This window comes from Vibrio sp. 03_296, assembly GCF_002265885.1.
The window spans coordinates 32,639-50,427 of sequence record NZ_NPKW01000146.1 but is presented as its reverse complement, the minus strand read 5'-3'; the positions used below and the strand labels follow the sequence as shown (position 1 = coordinate 50,427).

Genomic DNA, 17,789 nt, shown 5'->3' with positions numbered 1-17,789 from the left:
TCTTCAGCACTCAATAAAAAAGCGTAGCCCTCGAGCTACGCTTTTTTGTTTCTCAGCGGCACTCGTTGTGCCAACATTCTGCCCTTTGGCTAATTGCTCTTTCTTTGTGCTCTCTTTCCGAGTGCGTAACCTAAGCCAAGCGGGGCAAAGAAAATCACAGCGATAAACAGAACAAAGTAAATAATCACGCTTTTGATCAGCTCAACCAACTTATCCATCGCCAGCGCGACCACATCTTGTGAGAGCTTATCCATATCTTGAGTAAAGCTCACTCGCTCTTGCGTCACCATCTTATTTAGCGCTTCTCTTTCACGCTCTATCATCGCAAACAGCTCACCCCTCTCGCGTGCAACCATGGCTTCCAATGCCGCCCTTTGTTCATCGAGTTTACTCATCTGACGCGAGGTTTTTTGGTCAATATCAACCACCAGCGGCTGCAACTCTATGGCCATCTGCTCCGCCAAGTTCTTCATGTATTCTGGGTTATTCTTCACGAAATCTTGAAAGGCCTCAGAAGTGGCCTTCATGGAGGCCAAGGTTTGTGACAAATCTTCGCCACTGATGTGGCTGTTAAGTGCAATAAGCTCCGCTTTCCAACTCATGATCTTCGGCGTTTGCTCTGAAATCAAACTGAGGCGATCAGAGACATCGCCTAAAGCTTCCGGCATAGTGCCTAGCGTGGTTATCGCCTCATCTTCATTAATATCATTGGCTTTTAGCCAAGCGCGGTAAGCCGGCGTGGGATTAAATTTGAGATCGGTAAATGGATGTTGTGTGGCAAACTCGCGAACAAATTGCTGGCTGCTCTTGTACGAACTGTTCTTCAATAGATCACTCGCCAACTGTTCCACTTGTGTCAGTAAGGCCTGTGATGCATCTGAGGCGAGAGCCAATTCAAACTGCTCGCGACCCGGCCCTTGAGAAAAATAGTCTGCCATCTGCTGAGTAAAAACCCAACTGTCGATCAGCGCCGCAGTGGGTGAAACCTGATACGCAGCCCGTGCTAGACCTTCCTCTGCATTGATTTTCCACAACAAAATATAGGACTGGTGCAGCGTATCCGTCGCAGGATAGCGGCTTTTAAGCGTATCCGCCGTTTGCTCGACTTGGGTAAAAAATTGCAATGCGTATTCACGCGTATGTAAACGAGTATTCAGCTCTTGCTGAGTCAACGGGGTGACTTGACTATCCAGCTTCACCTCTAATAACGAGCATCCCGACAAACTCATTAGCGCCAAAATAGGCAAACAAAAACTTTTGTAAAAAGCGACCATCGTTGAGCGAGTCATTGCTATAACCACGACAAAAAGAAAAGGACAACGAATATAACCAGTATAAGTCAGAGAAATATCAGCGTCTTATGATGAGATGATAATCTCGCGATTGAGAATGCGGTGCGCGTAAGCCACCGTTTTATCAATGCACTCTTTCAATTGCTGCAATTGTTGCTCTGTCGGTTCATGACCATGCTTCATGCTGGATTCAACCTCCATCGCCACTTTACGTAAAGCATCTGCACCAAGGCTGGCGGCAACCCCTTTCAGGCTGTGAACGATGCGCTGTGCGGTTTCGGGATCATCGCGATAGGTTGCAACAAAATTGCTGTGCTCATCCGCATGATCTTGGACAAACACGCTCAATAACATCTGCACCGATTCTTCATCTCCAGATAAAGAGTCCATCATCAGATCGATTTTAATCGGCGGCAGTTCTTCACTCCCTTGCGATACTGCCGTGGTGGACATGGAACGGTTTCTGTCTATCTCTGTTCTCTGCTCAAGCAGAGCGGTGTCACTTTGACGGCTTGATTGCTCCGGCCTCTCCTCGGTTTGCACTGCTTCGGATGACAAGCGTTCTTTCAAGGTTTCTGTCGGTACGTGCAACACCTCATTTTCTGCCGATTGTTGCGGCGACTTCACTAACGTATTGCCCCAGTACAGTAACCACAACAAACCGAGAAAACAGAGCCCACTCACCGCAATCACAATCACGATGGATTGCAAAACAATATGGTGATACTGCTCTTCTAACCAAGATTGCTGGGCGTAGACTTCATGGGTACTGACTTGATTGACCAGATGATTCACTTCGGCATTTTGCCCAAGTACCACCGCCGATTGGGCCAACAACTTTTGTAGCGGCACACGTTGCGCTTCTTCAAGTTCATTCGATAACAACACTAAATTATCGATATCTTTGAATACTGGGCTTAAGCGCGTGCTGTTGCTTAACGTAGCCTCGGAAATATACGAGCCGAGTAAAGCAAAGGAGAGAATGGAATCCGCATGCGTTTGTTGAAGACGTTGGCGACGCACCTCAGCGACCAAGTCTGACAAGCGGCTGTCGATTTGCAAAATGGTTTTTACACTATCTATGTAGCGATCGGTGACGTGCAAAAACTGAGTAATATCCGGGGCAAAAAACGAGTGTACATAGGTTGCTTCGAGCTGAATACGCAACGCATAAATCAATTGCACATTCAGCGAAATTTCATCTAACTTTTGGATTCTTTGTTCACGCTTGTAAGAAAATGCCGCGTGCACTTCTTCAATTTTGTTCCCAACTTCCTCTACGGCATCGACCGCAGCACGCATGTTGGTGATTTGCATCCAAACAAACGCGACAGAGCACAACCACACCAAGGCAAGACCCAAAGAATAGCGAAATACCCATTTATTACTCAATCGAACCATGCTCCATCCTTGCACAGAGATTCCAAGTTGCTTTCATAAGCTTATAACACAATCCGCTAGGGTAATGTGAAGTCACAAAAAAAGAGAGCATCTCGCTCTCTTTCTTCATTTGTATTATCGATTTCGCGTCAGTTGGTCACGCAGATTTGGCGGCGTGCCTTTGATCGTCAGCGTATCGGTCTCTGGATCGTAGAAAATGCGCTCTCCCAGCAGCAAACTATCGAAGCTCACGTTGAGACCACCACCAGCCCCTACATACTTCGTTAACTTGCGTACTAAACCACGATCGGCAGGAAAACTCTCTTCCAAGCCATAGCCTTGTTCTTGGGTAAATTCTAAGAAGCTCGCGCCAGATGGGCTTGGTGGTAACTCGCCAGAAAGCTCGCGAATTTCCACTTCTTCGCCTGCTTTGATTTGGCCATTACAGTATTCATAGACTTGCTTCTTGTACTCGTTGACTTCTTGTTTTTCCAACTTTGCATCGGTACAGAAATCATCGAGCGCTTGCATCAACACTTGGTTTTGCTGCTTGCTGTCTAGGCCCACTTCCGCTTGCAAGAAATCGAGGAAGAAATCCGCCACTTTACGGCCAACTCGGCCCTTAATGTAAGAGAGATAACGGTTGGAATCTTTATCTGCTTCGTACACCGATAAATCAATACGCGCAGCGATGTCCATCTTATTGATGTCCAAATAATCGGTCGCGCTGATGTCCAACCCTTCTGTCACTTTCAAACTTTGATTAAGCGGCAATATACCCACGAACAAATAATCGGTCGCTAGGCTTTGGTACTCCGCAAACACAAGAATACCTTCGTCCGCAAACGGGTATTTTGCTAACTCTTCTTTCAGTCTTACGGCGCATTTTTGTGAGAAATCATAAAAATCCAGTTCGCCACGTTGTAATTCATTGAGCCAAATCTGAAATTCGCTGTCAGATTGGAAACACCCAAAGCCTTTTCCTGCTTTGGAATGAAACACGCGATGCAGCTCAGCGACCAGATTTTCTGTAGAAGAATCATTGACCAGGGACTCAGAACGGTAGTTTACCATTAGCTCATCCTGATCATTTTTACTAAGCTGATGCAGAATAACGTTTGAAAGATGCAGACTCATAGTATTTTATCTTGCTTCAAGGTTTTAGTTGCGAGGCATTGTAGGTTATCATAGGCCGCTTTTACTATCATTATTAGAGTTTTTATGCCGATTACATCGAAATACACAGACGAACAAGTAGAATCCATTCTTACTGAGATTGGAGCGGTGCTTGATAAGCACGGTGCAACACCAGAATTATCACTGATGATTGCCGGAAACATCGCAACAAACGTTCTTAATCAACAAGTTGCTGCTTCTCAACGTAAGCTAATTGCTGAAAAGTTTGCACAGGCACTGATCTCTTCTTTACAAGAACCAAAAACTCACTAATAACGGATAACAGAATCAGACATGGTTGACAGCGGAAACTCATACGGCGAGCGCGTATCCAGATTAGTTGGATGGGGTCACTGGTTCGCATTTTTCAATATCATTGCTGCGATGTTGATTGGTACGCGTTATATCACCCAGTCCCCTTGGCCAGAAACGCTACTCGGGCAATTTTATCTGGTTGTCTCTTGGGTTGGTCATTTTGGCTTTTTGGTGTTTGCCTTATACCTGCTGATTCTGTTTCCTTTAACTTTTTTATTGCCATCGCAGCGGTTATTCCGTTTAACTTCTGTGGTTTTTGCGACCACAGGATTGACGGTGCTGCTGATCGATACACAAGCGTATCAGAGCATCAACCTACACCTAACCCCCGTGGTTTGGGAGTTGCTGTTTAGCGATGACAAATCCGCTCTCAGCGCCGATCTCCAGCATCTGTTTATTGTGCTTCCGCTGATCTTTTTCCTGCAACTTGGTTTGTCGGAATGGGTGTGGAAGAAACAACGTAAACTCGCACACAAACATATTGGCCGCCCATTAGCCGCCGTCTTCTTTGTCTGCTTTATTGTTAGTCATCTGATCTACATGTGGTCCGATGCTTATTTCTATAATCCCGTGACTAGCCAAAGAGCCAACTTCCCGTTGTCTTACCCAATGACAGCGAAAAGCTTTATGGAAAAACATGGTCTACTGGATCGTGATGAATACTTAAAACGTTTGGAAGCGAACGAAAACAACGTCGAGTTGGTGCGTTACCCATTAGACCAGCTAACGTTTAACCGTCGTGGTAACAACCTCAATGTACTGATGATCAGCGTAAACAATTTACGCAGCGATCGTCTTTCGGCAGAACAAATGCCAAATATGTTTGAGTTTGCCTCTAACAACCAATGGTTTACCAACCACTACAGCTCAAGTAACGATGGCTATGGCATTTTTGGCCTTTTCTATGGCCTGCCGACCAGCTACGCCAGCAGCATTAAAGCACAAGGCACCGCGCCCATTTTCTTGAAAGTCCTCCAAGATCAGGGCTATCAATTTGGTTTGTTTAGCGGAAATGGCTTTAACGAGCCTTTGTATAGTGAAGTTATCTTCCGTAATCAGCATTTAGCGACGCAGATCGAAGCAGAGAAAAACGCGCAACAAGCGGTGACTCATTCCGATGCAAACGCGGTCGATGCGTGGAACGAATGGGTAGTAAACCAAGCAAAATCGCCTTGGTTCAGCTACATCGAAGTCACTGAACTCGATAATATTGAAACCGCTTCGCTGCCAACCACCGCCAACGCGAGCGATAAATTCAAGCAAGCTTATGATGTCGCAGTGCGACAAGCCGACAGCACGCTACAACGTATTTTTGCGACCCTAGATGAACAGCAGTTAAGCGATAACACCGTGGTGATTATCACCTCAAATCACGGCAGCGAGTTTAACGAAACCCAAACCAACAGCTGGGGCGCAAACAGTAACTACAGTCGTTACCAGTTACAGGTACCTATGGTGATTCATTGGCCAGGAAAGCTGCCTGCGCAATTTGGCCAAAGTACCAGTCATTTGGATCTCTCCGTTACCCTACTTCAAGACCTGATGGGTGTGGCGTCGAATCCGGCTGATTTCAGCTCTGGGCGAAATCTGTTTGATGAAAGTAAACGCCGCTGGATCCTCGCAGGTGATACGAGAGAAATCGCGCTGATCACACCAAATCAAACCACGGTGATCGATAAATTCGGTAATTTCAAACTGTACGATAACCACTATCAGAGAGTTCGCGACGACAGCCCGAAACTGCCAGTATTGATGCAAGGGCTCACTGAGTTACAGCGCTTTTACGCTAAAAGCAACTAAGCCGCTATTTGTTGGTGATTTTCTATTCACTTAGTATTCATAGGGCTTTACAAACGAATTACGGGCTTATATATTTACCCGCACTGGAGAGATGGCTGAGTGGTTGAAAGCACCGGTCTTGAAAACCGGCGTACGTTAATAGCGTACCTAGGGTTCAAATCCCTATCTCTCCGCCACTTTAGTAAAAGGGCCACTAAGACATTAGTGGCCCTTTTCGTTTCTATCGTATCCAGGTTCGTTATCTCTCCGCTTCCCAAGTAATTCCATACACTGTTTCTCGTGCAAATCAGCAAAGGGATTTATTCTGCTCAATCTTGAGTGTGTCGCTTCACGCATCACACTCGCCATCATGAAACATCGCTGTTTTTATGCACAACTTTCGTTAATCTTCTGTCAAATTCTCATCAATAAATTTGCACCGAAGTGAAATTAGGCGCAGACTTTTCTGCCGAAATCCATAGATTAAGAGGCGCTCATGAGACGAGCTGAAAAACAATTTGCGGTGATTGGCTTAGGTCGTTTTGGTCTGGCGGTGTGTCAGGAGTTGACCAATTCCGGTGCTCAAGTGCTGGCCATCGACGTTAATGAAGAACGCGTCAAGTTAGCTGCAAGTTTTGTCACTCAAGCTCTAGTGGCCAACTGTACACATGAAGAGACCATGGCAGAGCTGAAATTAGATGACTACGACATGGTGATGGTCGCCATTGGTGCGGATATGAACTCCAGCATTTTAGCCACTCTGATTGCCAAAGAAGCGGGGGTCAAATCAGTTTGGGTTAAAGCCAACGACAAGTTCCAAGCTCGAGTTTTGCAAAAAATCGGCGCAGACCACATCATCATGCCAGAGCGCGATATGGGGATCCGCGTGGCAAGGAAGATGCTCGACAAACGCGTTCTTGAATTTCATCCACTTGGCAGCGGCTTGGCCATGACTGAATTTGTGGTGGGGTCACGCTTAATGGGCAAAACCCTCGGAGAGTTGGCTTTGTGCAAAGTTCCTGGCGTGCAGGTACTTGGGTTTAAACGTGGCCCCGAACTGGTCAAAGCCCCAGAGTTAGATGTCGAACTCGAAATTGGTGACATGATCATTTTGGTTGGCCCACAAGACGCATTGGCAAACAAACTCAGTTCACTATGAATCCATTTTTTTCTAACAACGGCTTGTTTTACCTCGCCGATAAAGCATCGAAACAAAGCAAAGGGAATGAGCCTCGCATCATTCTGCTTAGCTTTTTGGCGGTACTATTACCCTCCGCAATCCTGCTGACATTGCCCGTTTTTTCTGTCTCGGGCTTGTCGATAACCGATGCGCTTTTTACCGCAACTTCCGCCATTAGTGTGACTGGACTTGGTGTGGTGGATACCGGTCAACACTTCACCTTAGCGGGAAAAATCTTGCTGATGCTGCTGATGCAAATCGGTGGTTTGGGGCAAATGACACTTTCTGCCGTGCTACTTTATATGTTTGGTGTGAAACTGAGTCTTCGCCAGCAAGCTTTGGCCAAGGAGGCACTTGGGCAAGATCGACAAGTGAATCTGCGTCGATTGGTTAAAAAAATCGTCGTCTTCGCTTTTGTCGCAGAGTTGATCGGTTTTGTGTTATTGGCGTTTCGTTGGGTGCCGGAAATGGGCTGGCAAAGCGGGCTGTTTTATGCCCTTTTCCACGCCATTTCTGCCTTTAACAATGCCGGCTTTGCACTCTTTTCTGACAGCATGATGAGCTTCGTTGACGATCCTCTGGTCATTTTCACCCTCGCAGGGCTGTTTATTTTCGGTGGCTTGGGGTTCACTGTGGTGGGGGATGTGTGGATGAACTGGCGACGCGGTTTTCACTTCCTGCATTTGCACACCAAAATCATGTTAGTCGCCACTCCTGCACTGCTCATTATTGGTACGCTCTTGTTCTTCGTCTTAGAGCAGCACAATGCCAGTACGATGGGCGAGTTAAGCACTTCTGGGCAGTGGCTTGCCGCCTTTTTCCAATCCGCCAGCGCGCGAACTGCGGGATTCAACAGTGTCGACCTCGCCCAGTTCACGCAACCAGCCCTACTGGTGATGATCGTGTTGATGCTAATTGGTGCAGGTTCAACCTCTACAGGTGGCGGGATCAAAGTCTCTACCTTCGCCGTTGCGTTTATGGCGACCTGGGCATTTTTGCGTCAAAAGAAACATGTGGTGATGTTTCAGCGCACCGTGAACTGGCCAACTGTGACCAAATCTCTCGCAATCATTGTGGTCAGCGGCGCAATTCTTACCACGGCGATGTTCTTACTCATGATCACCGAGCAAGCTCAGTTTGACAAAGTGATGTTTGAAACCATCTCTGCATTTGCCACGGTCGGTTTAACGGCAGGCTTAACCGCTGAGCTTTCGGAACCGGGCAAATACATCATGATCGTGGTGATGATCATCGGACGAATTGGGCCACTAACGCTGGCTTACATGCTGGCAAGGCCGGAACCCACCCTGATCAAATACCCTGAAGATACCGTATTGACGGGCTAACAAAGCACGCACAACATCTCATTTTAGAAACGGTGTTTTGAAAAATGACTGGTGTTCGCTTTCGCGAGCAGTAAAATCGTCGCAAGCCAGTAAAAACTGGTTTGCGACTTTTATTTTCTTTTTGGGGGTAATCACCGTGTTTGTCGGTAAAACAACAGAGCTCGCCTTTACATCTTGTCTCTCTTCTAATCTCAAGCAAATCATTGCGCAGGTGTTAGCTAAACTGGCTGAGCCAATTGAAGATGGGCGTCATGAGTTGGACGGCGACAATGCGTTCTTTCTGGTCATGAGTGACCATACTCAGCCGCTCACGTTAAGAAAATCAGAATGCCACCAGCGCTACCTCGACGTACAAATTCTGTTAAGCGGGAAAGAGACGTTCGGCTACAGCTTGCAACCTTTTGAAGCGTTGGATGAAGATTATCTCGCAGAGCGAGACTTGGCATTTAGTCACCATGTTGTGGATGAAAAGTTTGTGACACTCGGCGAAAACGAGTTCATTATTTTCCCACCAGGGCAGCCTCATCGTCCTCTTATCGCGCCAGAAGGCGAAGGCTCACCCGTGCGTAAAGTGGTGATTAAAGTGGATGGCGCAACGCTTTAACCTCACTTAAGATCAGTATGATAAAACGATGCGCCACTCGCTTGGGCCGCATCGTTTATCCATCTAATATCGTGAGCTTTACTGGATTTAAACCTCACACAACTTGCATGCCTGCCGTGCCACTTCCAAACTATCTGAAGAATCCATTTTTGGGCTTGGTCCGTTGCGAACATTTATCCATAAAGCATTGACGTATTGTTCTGTGATGTTGCTCTGCGCATGTACATCACTCGAAAATCACTCACCATTCGACAAGCAACCAAGCTACCAACTGGGCTACCAAGCAGACTCTCGCCTATCGGCCTATCTTAACCATCATCCTCAAGACAGAGAAAACTTAACCGCTTTTTTCCCTCTGGACAAAGGACATGATGCGCTCCTCGCGAGATTGGCGTTGATCGAGGCGGCCGATAAAACGCTCGATTTGCAATACTACATCTTCCGCGATGACGAAACCGGACAATTACTGACATGGCGTTTATTTGAAGCAGCCCAACGAGGGGTTCGAGTTAGAATTCTCCTCGATGATATGCAGAAAAGAAACGATAACGGATTGGCTCGATTAAGCGCTCATCCCAACATTCAGATTCGCTTGTTTAACCCACATCAATATCGAACGGCACGCACGCTTGCAATGGCCAGCGATTTTTCACGACTAAATCGGCGCATGCACAATAAGTCCCTCACCGCAGACAGCGTGGTGGCCATTGTTGGGGGCCGTAACATCGGTAACGAGTATTTTTCGGTTAACTCCCCTGTCGAATTTGGGGATTTTGATTTGATGCTTTATGGCAACAGTGTTGAACAGACTGCCGAGCAATTTGATTTGTATTGGAACAGTCTCCATGCCGTGCCAATTGAGTGGCTCACCGACAACCCCATCTCGGTTACCGAAGCGGAACTGCAAACTTGGCTAAAGGAAGCCCAGCTAGAACAAAAGTTTACTCAAGGACAATACGACTTTACTCAGTTGCAACTGTACGAACAGTTTACCGACAAGAGTTTAGTTTGGTATTGGGGTAAAGGGCAGGTTTGGTATGATCTGCCTGACAAAGTAGACACGCAAGCACCACAATTGGCAGACAACCTCGCTTCGCTTTTAAGAACCGTGAAGGATTCCCTCGTCCTTATCTCGCCCTATTTCGTTCCAACGGAACGAGGCACACAAGCCTTGGTAGAAGCGGCTCAACGCGGCGTCGACATCACCATTGTCACCAACAGCTTGGCCTCAAATGACGTCTTTGCCGTGCACGGTTGGTACGCCAAGTATCGACAAGATCTTGTTGAAGCGGGCATTCAGTTATGGGAAACCAAAGCCAGCGCAAAAATCGACAGCAAATGGAGTTTCACCGGAAGCAGTCGCTCAAGCCTGCATGCCAAAGTGCTGTTAATCGACCACCGATTGCTGTTTGCCGGCTCCATGAACTGGGATCCTCGTTCGGCTTTGCTCAACACCGAAATGGCAGCGGTGATCGAACATCCTGATTATGTTCAAGCATCAGAAGACAAATTGCCCATGGGTTTAAAAACCAATGCCTATCAGGTGCGAATGAAAAAAGGTCAAGTGGCTTGGTTTGATCACCAATCTCAAGCCTGGTTTGATTCAGAACCCGAAGCCACGGTATGGCGGAAAATCGGCGCTTGGTTTGCTGGTATTTTACCTATTGAAGAGCAACTTTAGACCTAACAAGCAATGCTGCCCCTTTACAGTTCGCGGCTCTCCATGGCGCGGCTTGATACAACGCGATTTTTGCCACTCTTTTTGCCTTGATACATTGCAGCGTCGGCTTGGCGAATAACCTGATGAAACGAGAGTGCACCAAGATTGCACGCGACTCCGAAACTTGCGGTGAAGTGGTAAGCACCCAGCGCACCCTTCGATTCATTGAACTCATATTGAATACCAGCAGCCAGATCGTAGGCGCGTTTGACATCAAAGTTCGGCAGTAAGATCAGGAACTCCTCCCCTCCCCACCTTGCGCAATAACCATGCTGCCCAATGACTCTGCGAGTAATCTCAGCAATTCTCACTAAAACTTCGTCTCCGACGTGATGCCCATATTGATCATTGATGGTCTTGAAATCATCGATATCAAACAAAATCAGGGCAAAGTTTCCTGACACTTTCCCCGCCATATCGGCAAGATAGCGACGGTTGACCAACCCCGTCAGTGCATCGGTGGTCGCCATTCTTTTAAGTTGTTCATTTTGTTCGATCAATGCGCGCTGCAATGTCACCAACCCCGCATGAGTGCGAACTCTGGCCAACACTTCCATCACTTCGAAAGGCTTTTGAATATAATCGACGCCACCGATCTGAAATGCGCGCACTTTATCTTGAACATGATCTAAGGCGCTGAGAAAGATCACCGGGATATCTTGTGTCGAGGGATCCTTTTTTAGCTGTCGACACAGCTCATAGCCATCCACCTCTGGCATCATGATATCGAGTAATATCAAGTCAGGTTTCTTTTTTTGGCACATGCGTAATGCACTCTTGGCACTCAAAGCACCTTTCACCAAATAGCCTTCGTTTTGCAGCAACTGACTTAAAAGCTTGACGTTATCAACGGTATCATCGACAACCAGAATTTCCGTATTCGATGGTTCTACTTTCATCTGCTTTCATTGCGACGCTTTTCCCGCAATGCCCTTTTTTATTCTTGAAATAACTCGTAAAGCTCATCAAATTGATAGTTCTCTACCAAGCTGTTTAGACGAGTGCGAACCTCACTGCTCGCTATCGTTTGTTCGAACAAGTAATAGAGCTCCTGCTGTTGCCCTTGCTCTATCGCTTCAACAATATCTTGAGTCGACTCGTTGGTTAAATCATCCAAAAAGCTCAGATCCAAGTCATCGAATGATATGTTCTCTGCCTCGTCTTGCCCCTGCTCATAGTCATAATCGAGATCGAGATGCTTCTTCATCATGTAAAACAAATCTTGCGGCATAAACGGCTTACGCGCAAAATCATCCATACCTGATGCTAACATCTCTTCTATCTCGTCATTAAAGACACTGGCGGTCAGGGCAACAATTTTTACCTGGCTGTTCTCTGAGGCGGCGCGGATTTCTTTGGTTGCTTGCAAGCCATCTTTTTTCGGCATGCGGCGATCCATCCAAATAAAATCCGGGCTCCAGCTCTTATGCAGAGCAACCGCTTCTTCGCCGTCTCTGGCCAGTTTGACGGTAAAGCCCGCTTCCTGCAAAAGCGTGGCAAGCAGCGTCTGGTTGTCCAGCTGATCTTCTGCGATCAAAATCTTAGGACTGAATGAGCCACTTTTTAACCCTAAGACTCGGGGCAAATTCGCAGGCTTGTTCTCGACCAAATGCTCACTGGTTTCCATCACAAGACTGAATGAGAAAGTAGAGCCTCGATGAAGTTCACTTTTGAGCACCAACTGGCCTCCCATCAGTTCGACAAACTGCTTACTGATGCTCAATCCCAGCCCTGTGCCATTTTGTGTAATATCAGAGTCCAATTGCTCAAAAGGTTGGAAGACGCGTCCTTGGTTTTCTTCACTAATACCAATGCCCGTATCACTCACTTCAAACGTTACTTTGTGCTGGCCATTTTGCAAAGCTTCGCTGGCGATGTTTAAACGAACATTGCCTCGATATGTAAATTTAATCGCATTTCCCAGCAAGTTGATCAGCACTTGTCGCGTTTTCACGACATCACCTAATACAAAATGCGGCACTGAATCCTCAACGCGGCAGTGCAATGTCAGTTGCTTTTGCATTGCCTTCATCTGCATGAGGTCATTAATCTCTTCAGAAACTTCTCGGAAGTTAAACCACTTGCACTCTACCACACTATGCCCAGCGTCGATCTTTGACATGTCCAACACATCATTGATCAGCGATAACAGGTGCTCACCAGAACGGTTAATGATATCGAGATATTCGTGATGTTTTGCAGTTAAGCGTTGGTCGCACTTCATCAACTGCGTATAGCCCAACACGGCATTCAACGGTGTGCGAAGCTCATGACTCATGTTAGCCAAAAAGATCGATTTTGCGCGGTTTGCCACTTCCGCTTTGTCTTTGGTTTCAGAAAGGCTCTGTTGCAGGCGCTTGAGTTTATCGATATCAACATGGATGCCGTTCATGCGCACAGGGACACCATCTTGATCGCGCTCGAACACTCGCCCAAGATCTAAAATCCATTTCCACTGACCATCACCGCAACGTACACGAAATTCGGCATGGTAGAGTTCCGTCTCACCGTCTAAATGGGCTTGAATCTTATCTGTGGTTTCAGCCACGTCATCGGGATGAACGATTTCAGACCATTTTTCGATGCCATTGATGATCTCAGAAAACAGAGCATCGTCAGAAAACAAATGATCGGGATCGAGTTTTTTCTGTATCGCCCACGTTTTATTGCCAATGATACAGCCCGTTGACGGATTAAAATCCCAAATGCCCAAATTCGCGCCCTGGGCAGCGAAGTCGAGCCGTTCAATATCACGACGTAAGCGCGCATTTTCGTCTCTGAGCGCATCATCACAAACGGCTTCTTGTAACCATAAATAGAAGCCACCTTGCGTTCTTGGGCTCGCAGAAAGCGTCCAATGCGTCGCGCGGGCAGACATGATGCTGAGTGGCGGGGATTGAGCAGAAAGCTGCTTTACCCATTCATGAAAGGTTCGACTGGAGTGAGCGCACGTGAGTGCTTCCCCTACCATCAAGGGTTGAAGCCAAAGCTCGCAAGACTGTGCTTGCTGGTTATACGCTTCAATCCATCCCTCGTGGGTGATTGAAAGCCAACCAATGGGCAGCGTTTCGGGACAAATCGTTACCATTGCCATTCCCTTGCTCAATGCCCTTCGAGGACATTGTCCTTTGATTGCTTGCTCTTGTTAACGAGGACTAAGAAAACCTAACGCCCACCTTCGAAGTAAGGCCATATCCACTCGTTATTGTGCAAAACATCATCATACTAAACATATGAGCGTACGCTTATTTAATTAATTCAAATTTATAGTGAAAGTTGATGCATAGCACACTTTGTCAAAACAACGTTTTCGAGCAAAAATCTTGGCACGAATATGCATCAATCTCGTGTCGAACGATACACATCGTACGCCGCGTGGAGCAGTTGCAAATGCAGCGGCACCAGCGATTCATGATCCGTTCGATATCCACCACCCACCACCGCTGCAACCGGGATAGCATTGGCTTTCGCCTGCCCAAAGAGAAAGACGTCACGTTGATACAAAGCGTCTGTGGATACATTGAGATAGCCCAATTCATCGTCGACATGAATGTCGACACCGGCATCGTAGATAATGAGATCCGGTTGATGGAGACGTATCGCCATCGGAACCACCTCTTTAAACGCCGCAAGAAACGCATCATCACCACACTCTCTTGGTAAACCAATATCGAGATCAGAATCCGGCTTGCGGGCAGGGAAGTTCTTATCGCAATGGAAAGAAAGCGTCACAATGTCGTCGCGCCGTTGGCATAAAGTGGCCGTCCCATCGCCATGATGCACATCACTATCGATGATCAACACTTTGTCGACGGAAGCATGTTCCAATGCTTTGTGTGCAGCCATCACAAGATCGTTGAACAAGCAAAAACCGCTGCCATAGTCGAAATGGGCATGGTGATACCCGCCACTAAGATGAATCGCAACGCCATGTTGTAAGGCTTTTTCCGCTGTCAGCACGGTTCCGGCGGTCGAGGTTAACGTACGTTCAATCAGTTGTTCGCTCCAAGGAAAACCGATTCTGCGCATTTTCGCTGCAGGTAATAAGCCAGTCGTCAGCAGCTCCACGTATTCTTGTTGGTGAACTTGTTTGATGGCTTCAATCGACAACGCTTCAGGCTGATAAAAAGCAAATGCCCGCTGCCACTCGAGATGCTGTTGCTGATATCGACACACCGCTTGATAGAGATGGTGATATTTCATGATCGGGTAACGATGCCCCTCTGGCAGGGGCAACTGAGAGTAGATTGGGTGATAAATCAGAGGAATGCTCATCATGGGGTTTAAGCCGACTTGTTGGTTCTGTTTTTGGTCGCGGTTGACGCCGTTTTCTTGCTGGTACTGGCGCGTCTCTTGCGCTTAAACGCTGGGCGCTCCACTGGTGGTAGTTGACGCAGCGAACTCGGCACGGGCGATGTCTTGACCTGCTGCATTAATTCCGAAATACGCTGTTGCAAGGCTGCCATAAAGGGCTGGTAGGCTTGATTGCGTTCAGCCATGCCCTGCAACTGGTGCTCCCAGTGGGCCGTCATGTCCGGATAGGTTGATTCTTGTGGCAACGCATGGATCAACCCTCTCCCTGCCGGGGTGCTAAGAATGGCTTTGCCTTGCCGAGAGAGTAACTGACGTTTAAACAGAGTATCGAGTATGCCCGCTCTGGTCGCTTCCGTACCTAATCCGTCGGTCTCTCTTAAGATTTTTTTCAGTTCTTTATCACTGACGTAACGTGCAATTCCCGTCATCGCCTGCAATAAGGTCGCTTCGGTAAAGTGCTTTGGCGGCTCGGTTTTACAGTCTTTGATTACCCCTTCTCGGCAGGTGAGCTCCGTGCCTTTCACAAGGGGTGGTACGGTATCTGCCCCATCCTCTTCTTTTTCTGTTGCTCCCGTGAGTGCTTTCCAACCAGCGAACGTCAATTGGCGACCTTTCGCAATAAAGACACCACCAGCAATCTCAAACACCAATTTTGCTTCAGCGTATGTGGCTGCGGGATAGAACTGCATCAAATACTGTCTGGCGATCAATTGATAGATCTTCATTTCGTAGCCAGACAGCGCGTTAACACTAGCTTGTTTCGGCGTGGGGATAATCGCATGGTGGGCTTCAACTTTGCTGTCGTTCCACGCTTTCGATTTTAGAGAAAGGTCAGCGCCACTCACCGCATCGGCCAGCTCTTTCGCATTATTGGCAATGGCTTGGCTGACACTGGCGGCCTGCGCATAGTGCTCTTTAGGCAGATAGCGGTTATCCGAGCGTGGATAGGTGATCAGTTTGTGCTTTTCATACAGTGACTGACACGTATCCAGCACCTGTTGTGCACTCATGCCATAGCGTTTAGCCGCATCAATTTGCAACGCTGACAGTGAATAAGGCAAAGGCGGGGCTTGCTTGGTCTGTTTATGTTCTGATTCCGTCACGGTAGCGGGTTGATTGGCAATACGACTGGCGACGTTTTCCACCAGTTTACGACTCAAGACTCGCCCTTCTTCGTCTTGCCAAGGTTGGCAAGCTTCGCTCGGTTTCCAACGTGCTTTGATGTCAAACCGCTCACTGCCATTCTGATAAGGGATCAGCGCATGAAGAGTGAAGAAATCACGCGGTACGAAATTTTCGATTTCCTCATCACGGCGCACCACCAGCCCCAATACCGGTGTTTGCACTCGTCCGACAGACAGCACACCTTGATAGCCTGCTTTTTGCCCCAACAAAGTGTAAGCACGTGACATGTTCATGCCATACAGCCAATCAGCCCGAGAACGTGCCAGTGCAGAAACCGACAGAGGAACAAAGTCACGATTGCTGCGTAGACTACTCAACGCGCGCTTAACCGCAGGCAGGTTGAGATCGCTGATCAACAATCGCTGGGTTTGTGCTTTTTTGGTTTGGCTCAGTTTGCAGTAATCCAGTACTTCATCCACCAGCAATTGCCCTTCTCTGTCAGGGTCACCCGCGTGGATCACTTCACTTGCGTCTTTTAGTAGCTTGCGAATCACGGTCAATTGTTTACTGGCCGATGGACGTGGGCGCAGTTGCCATTGCTCAGGGATGATGGGCAAATCCGCCATATTCCATTTTTTATAGCGTTCGTCGTAAGCATCGGGCTCAACTTGCTCCAGCAAATGTCCAATACACCACGTCACGATGTCACCATTGCCACAGCGAATAAAGCCTTGTTCTTTCTTTTGCGGATTGGGCAATGCCGCTGCAATAGCGCGGCCTAAGCTGGGTTTTTCAGCAATAAACAGACGGGTCATAACAAATTTTTCGAGCTCAACAAACAAAGGGCCACATTAGCGGATGTGGCCCTTAAAAACCAACAAAAACTGTATGTATAGACAGTTATAGATACTCAACAAATTTAGCCAGATCACGCTCTGGTACTTTCATCGCGGAACATTCTGCGCTGCCCAAGTAGAGGAAGCCCACAATGGCATCGTCTCCCTGTAAGCCAAACGCTTGTTTCACTTCCGTATCGAACATCCATTCACCTGAGCGCCAAAAACCTTGGAATCCTTGAGCCACTGCGGCCATTTGCATTGCTTGCACCGCACAACCCGCGGAAAGATGCTGTTCAAATGCAGGGACTTTTTCACTCTCAGTGACTTTCGCAATCACGGTGATCACCATCGGCGCACGAAATGGGGCATTTTTCACTTTTTCCACCACCGACTCTTCACTGCCTTTGGCCTGCGCCGCTTTTACTAGAACGTCGGACAGCTTATGCAGGCCAGAGCCTTGCGCGATGACAAAGCGCCAAGGCGTCAGCGCACCGTGATCTGGTGCTCTTAATCCTGCACGAATGATATTTTCAAGTGCTTTGCCTTCTGGGGCTGGAGCGGCCAATTTGCCAATAGAACGACGATTAAGTAGAAGATCGAGAGCGTCCATCCAAGAATCCTTATAGTGGTATCGATTTGCGTTTACACTTTAGCATAGTTCACTACACCATATAACCGCCTGTTTATTGTGGAAATTCACGATTTACGCAACAACTGGT

General features: G+C 47.5%; 14 protein-coding genes and 1 tRNA gene. 7 read left to right on the top strand and 8 right to left on the bottom strand.

The genetic code is table 11. The features are described 5' to 3' along the window. Nucleotides 1–89: 89 nt before the first annotated feature. The 3 genes from CIK04_RS19435 to yejK form a co-directional block, all read right to left on the bottom strand. Nucleotides 90–1,274 carry a chemotaxis protein gene (locus CIK04_RS19435; protein ID WP_176463384.1) on the bottom strand — a complete coding sequence of 395 codons (1,185 nt, stop codon included), beginning with the start codon at nt 1,272–1,274 and terminating at the stop codon, nt 90–92. 84 nt (nt 1,275–1,358) lie between these two features. Then, nucleotides 1,359–2,693 (bottom strand): Hpt domain-containing protein, encoded by a 1,335-nt coding sequence (locus CIK04_RS19430; RefSeq protein ID WP_097352857.1) that lies wholly within the window; start codon nt 2,691–2,693, stop codon nt 1,359–1,361. Between the two features lie 114 nt (nt 2,694–2,807). Continuing rightward, nucleotides 2,808–3,809 carry a nucleoid-associated protein YejK gene (gene yejK / locus CIK04_RS19425; protein WP_017428848.1) on the bottom strand — a complete coding sequence of 334 codons (1,002 nt, stop codon included), beginning with the start codon at nt 3,807–3,809 and terminating at the stop codon, nt 2,808–2,810. An 84-nt stretch (nt 3,810–3,893) separates the two neighbouring features. Between yejK and CIK04_RS19420 the strand changes: the two genes are divergently transcribed. From CIK04_RS19420 to CIK04_RS19390, 7 genes are all read left to right on the top strand, one after another. Continuing rightward, complete coding sequence (locus CIK04_RS19420) at nt 3,894–4,121, top strand: YejL family protein (protein ID WP_011149891.1); 228 nt, start codon at nt 3,894–3,896, stop codon at nt 4,119–4,121. 21 nt (nt 4,122–4,142) lie between these two features. Further along, a complete protein-coding gene (locus tag CIK04_RS19415) occupies nt 4,143–5,963 on the top strand; it encodes a DUF3413 domain-containing protein (protein WP_038939708.1) in 1,821 nt (606 codons plus the stop codon). A gap of 85 nt (nt 5,964–6,048) precedes the next feature. Beyond that, nucleotides 6,049–6,139 (top strand) — tRNA-Ser (locus CIK04_RS19410). A gap of 299 nt (nt 6,140–6,438) precedes the next feature. Beyond that, a complete protein-coding gene (locus CIK04_RS19405) occupies nt 6,439–7,101 on the top strand; it encodes a TrkA family potassium uptake protein (RefSeq protein ID WP_097352856.1) in 663 nt (220 codons plus the stop codon). Beyond that, nucleotides 7,098–8,468, top strand: coding sequence for a TrkH family potassium uptake protein (locus tag CIK04_RS19400; protein WP_097352855.1), 1,371 nt, complete (start codon nt 7,098–7,100; stop codon nt 8,466–8,468). Before CIK04_RS19405 ends, CIK04_RS19400 begins: the two co-directional genes overlap by 4 nt. Nucleotides 8,469–8,604: 136 nt before the next feature. Further along, entirely contained in the window at nt 8,605–9,072 is a 468-nt protein-coding gene (locus CIK04_RS19395; protein ID WP_045608606.1) for a YhcH/YjgK/YiaL family protein, read from the top strand. 205 nt (nt 9,073–9,277) lie between these two features. Beyond that, on the top strand, nt 9,278–10,753 hold the full coding sequence (locus CIK04_RS19390; protein WP_176463383.1) for a phospholipase D family protein: 1,476 nt from the start codon (nt 9,278–9,280) through the stop codon (nt 10,751–10,753). Nucleotides 10,754–10,776: 23 nt separating this feature from the next. On the opposite strand, the gene CIK04_RS19385 is transcribed toward CIK04_RS19390, so the two are convergent. The 5 genes from CIK04_RS19385 to CIK04_RS19365 form a co-directional block, all read right to left on the bottom strand. Continuing rightward, nucleotides 10,777–11,691 (bottom strand): diguanylate cyclase, encoded by a 915-nt coding sequence (locus CIK04_RS19385; protein ID WP_038938891.1) that lies wholly within the window; start codon nt 11,689–11,691, stop codon nt 10,777–10,779. A 38-nt stretch (nt 11,692–11,729) separates the two neighbouring features. After that, the gene (locus CIK04_RS19380; RefSeq protein WP_232708663.1) at nt 11,730–13,880 is read right to left on the bottom strand and encodes a PAS domain-containing hybrid sensor histidine kinase/response regulator; all 2,151 of its coding nucleotides are present in this window, start codon (nt 13,878–13,880) and stop codon (nt 11,730–11,732) included. 251 nt (nt 13,881–14,131) lie between these two features. Beyond that, on the bottom strand, nt 14,132–15,070 hold the full coding sequence (locus CIK04_RS19375; RefSeq protein WP_097352853.1) for a histone deacetylase: 939 nt from the start codon (nt 15,068–15,070) through the stop codon (nt 14,132–14,134). A 5-nt stretch (nt 15,071–15,075) separates the two neighbouring features. Then, nucleotides 15,076–17,046: a DNA topoisomerase III gene (locus CIK04_RS19370; RefSeq protein WP_097352876.1), complete on the bottom strand. Its 1,971-nt coding sequence runs from the start codon at nt 17,044–17,046 to the stop codon at nt 15,076–15,078. A gap of 85 nt (nt 17,047–17,131) precedes the next feature. Then, nucleotides 17,132–17,680 carry an NAD(P)H nitroreductase gene (locus tag CIK04_RS19365; protein ID WP_017428839.1) on the bottom strand — a complete coding sequence of 183 codons (549 nt, stop codon included), beginning with the start codon at nt 17,678–17,680 and terminating at the stop codon, nt 17,132–17,134. Between the last annotated feature and the right edge of the window lie 109 nt (nt 17,681–17,789).

Excerpts from the sequence above, each read along its gene's own strand:
- CIK04_RS19435 (WP_176463384.1), bottom strand. The coding sequence starts at position 1,274 with ATGGTCGCTTTTTACAAAAGTTTTTGTTTGCCTATTTTGGCGCTAATG.
- CIK04_RS19430 (WP_097352857.1), bottom strand. The coding sequence starts at position 2,693 with ATGGTTCGATTGAGTAATAAATGGGTATTTCGCTATTCTTTGGGTCTT.
- yejK (WP_017428848.1), bottom strand. The coding sequence starts at position 3,809 with ATGAGTCTGCATCTTTCAAACGTTATTCTGCATCAGCTTAGTAAAAAT.
- CIK04_RS19420 (WP_011149891.1), top strand. The coding sequence starts at position 3,894 with ATGCCGATTACATCGAAATACACAGACGAACAAGTAGAATCCATTCTT.
- CIK04_RS19415 (WP_038939708.1), top strand. The coding sequence starts at position 4,143 with ATGGTTGACAGCGGAAACTCATACGGCGAGCGCGTATCCAGATTAGTT.
- CIK04_RS19405 (WP_097352856.1), top strand. The coding sequence starts at position 6,439 with ATGAGACGAGCTGAAAAACAATTTGCGGTGATTGGCTTAGGTCGTTTT.
- CIK04_RS19400 (WP_097352855.1), top strand. The coding sequence starts at position 7,098 with ATGAATCCATTTTTTTCTAACAACGGCTTGTTTTACCTCGCCGATAAA.
- CIK04_RS19390 (WP_176463383.1), top strand. The coding sequence starts at position 9,278 with ATGTTGCTCTGCGCATGTACATCACTCGAAAATCACTCACCATTCGAC.
- CIK04_RS19385 (WP_038938891.1), bottom strand. The coding sequence starts at position 11,691 with ATGAAAGTAGAACCATCGAATACGGAAATTCTGGTTGTCGATGATACC.
- CIK04_RS19380 (WP_232708663.1), bottom strand. The coding sequence starts at position 13,880 with ATGGTAACGATTTGTCCCGAAACGCTGCCCATTGGTTGGCTTTCAATC.
- CIK04_RS19375 (WP_097352853.1), bottom strand. The coding sequence starts at position 15,070 with ATGATGAGCATTCCTCTGATTTATCACCCAATCTACTCTCAGTTGCCC.
- CIK04_RS19370 (WP_097352876.1), bottom strand. The coding sequence starts at position 17,046 with ATGACCCGTCTGTTTATTGCTGAAAAACCCAGCTTAGGCCGCGCTATT.
- CIK04_RS19365 (WP_017428839.1), bottom strand. The coding sequence starts at position 17,680 with ATGGACGCTCTCGATCTTCTACTTAATCGTCGTTCTATTGGCAAATTG.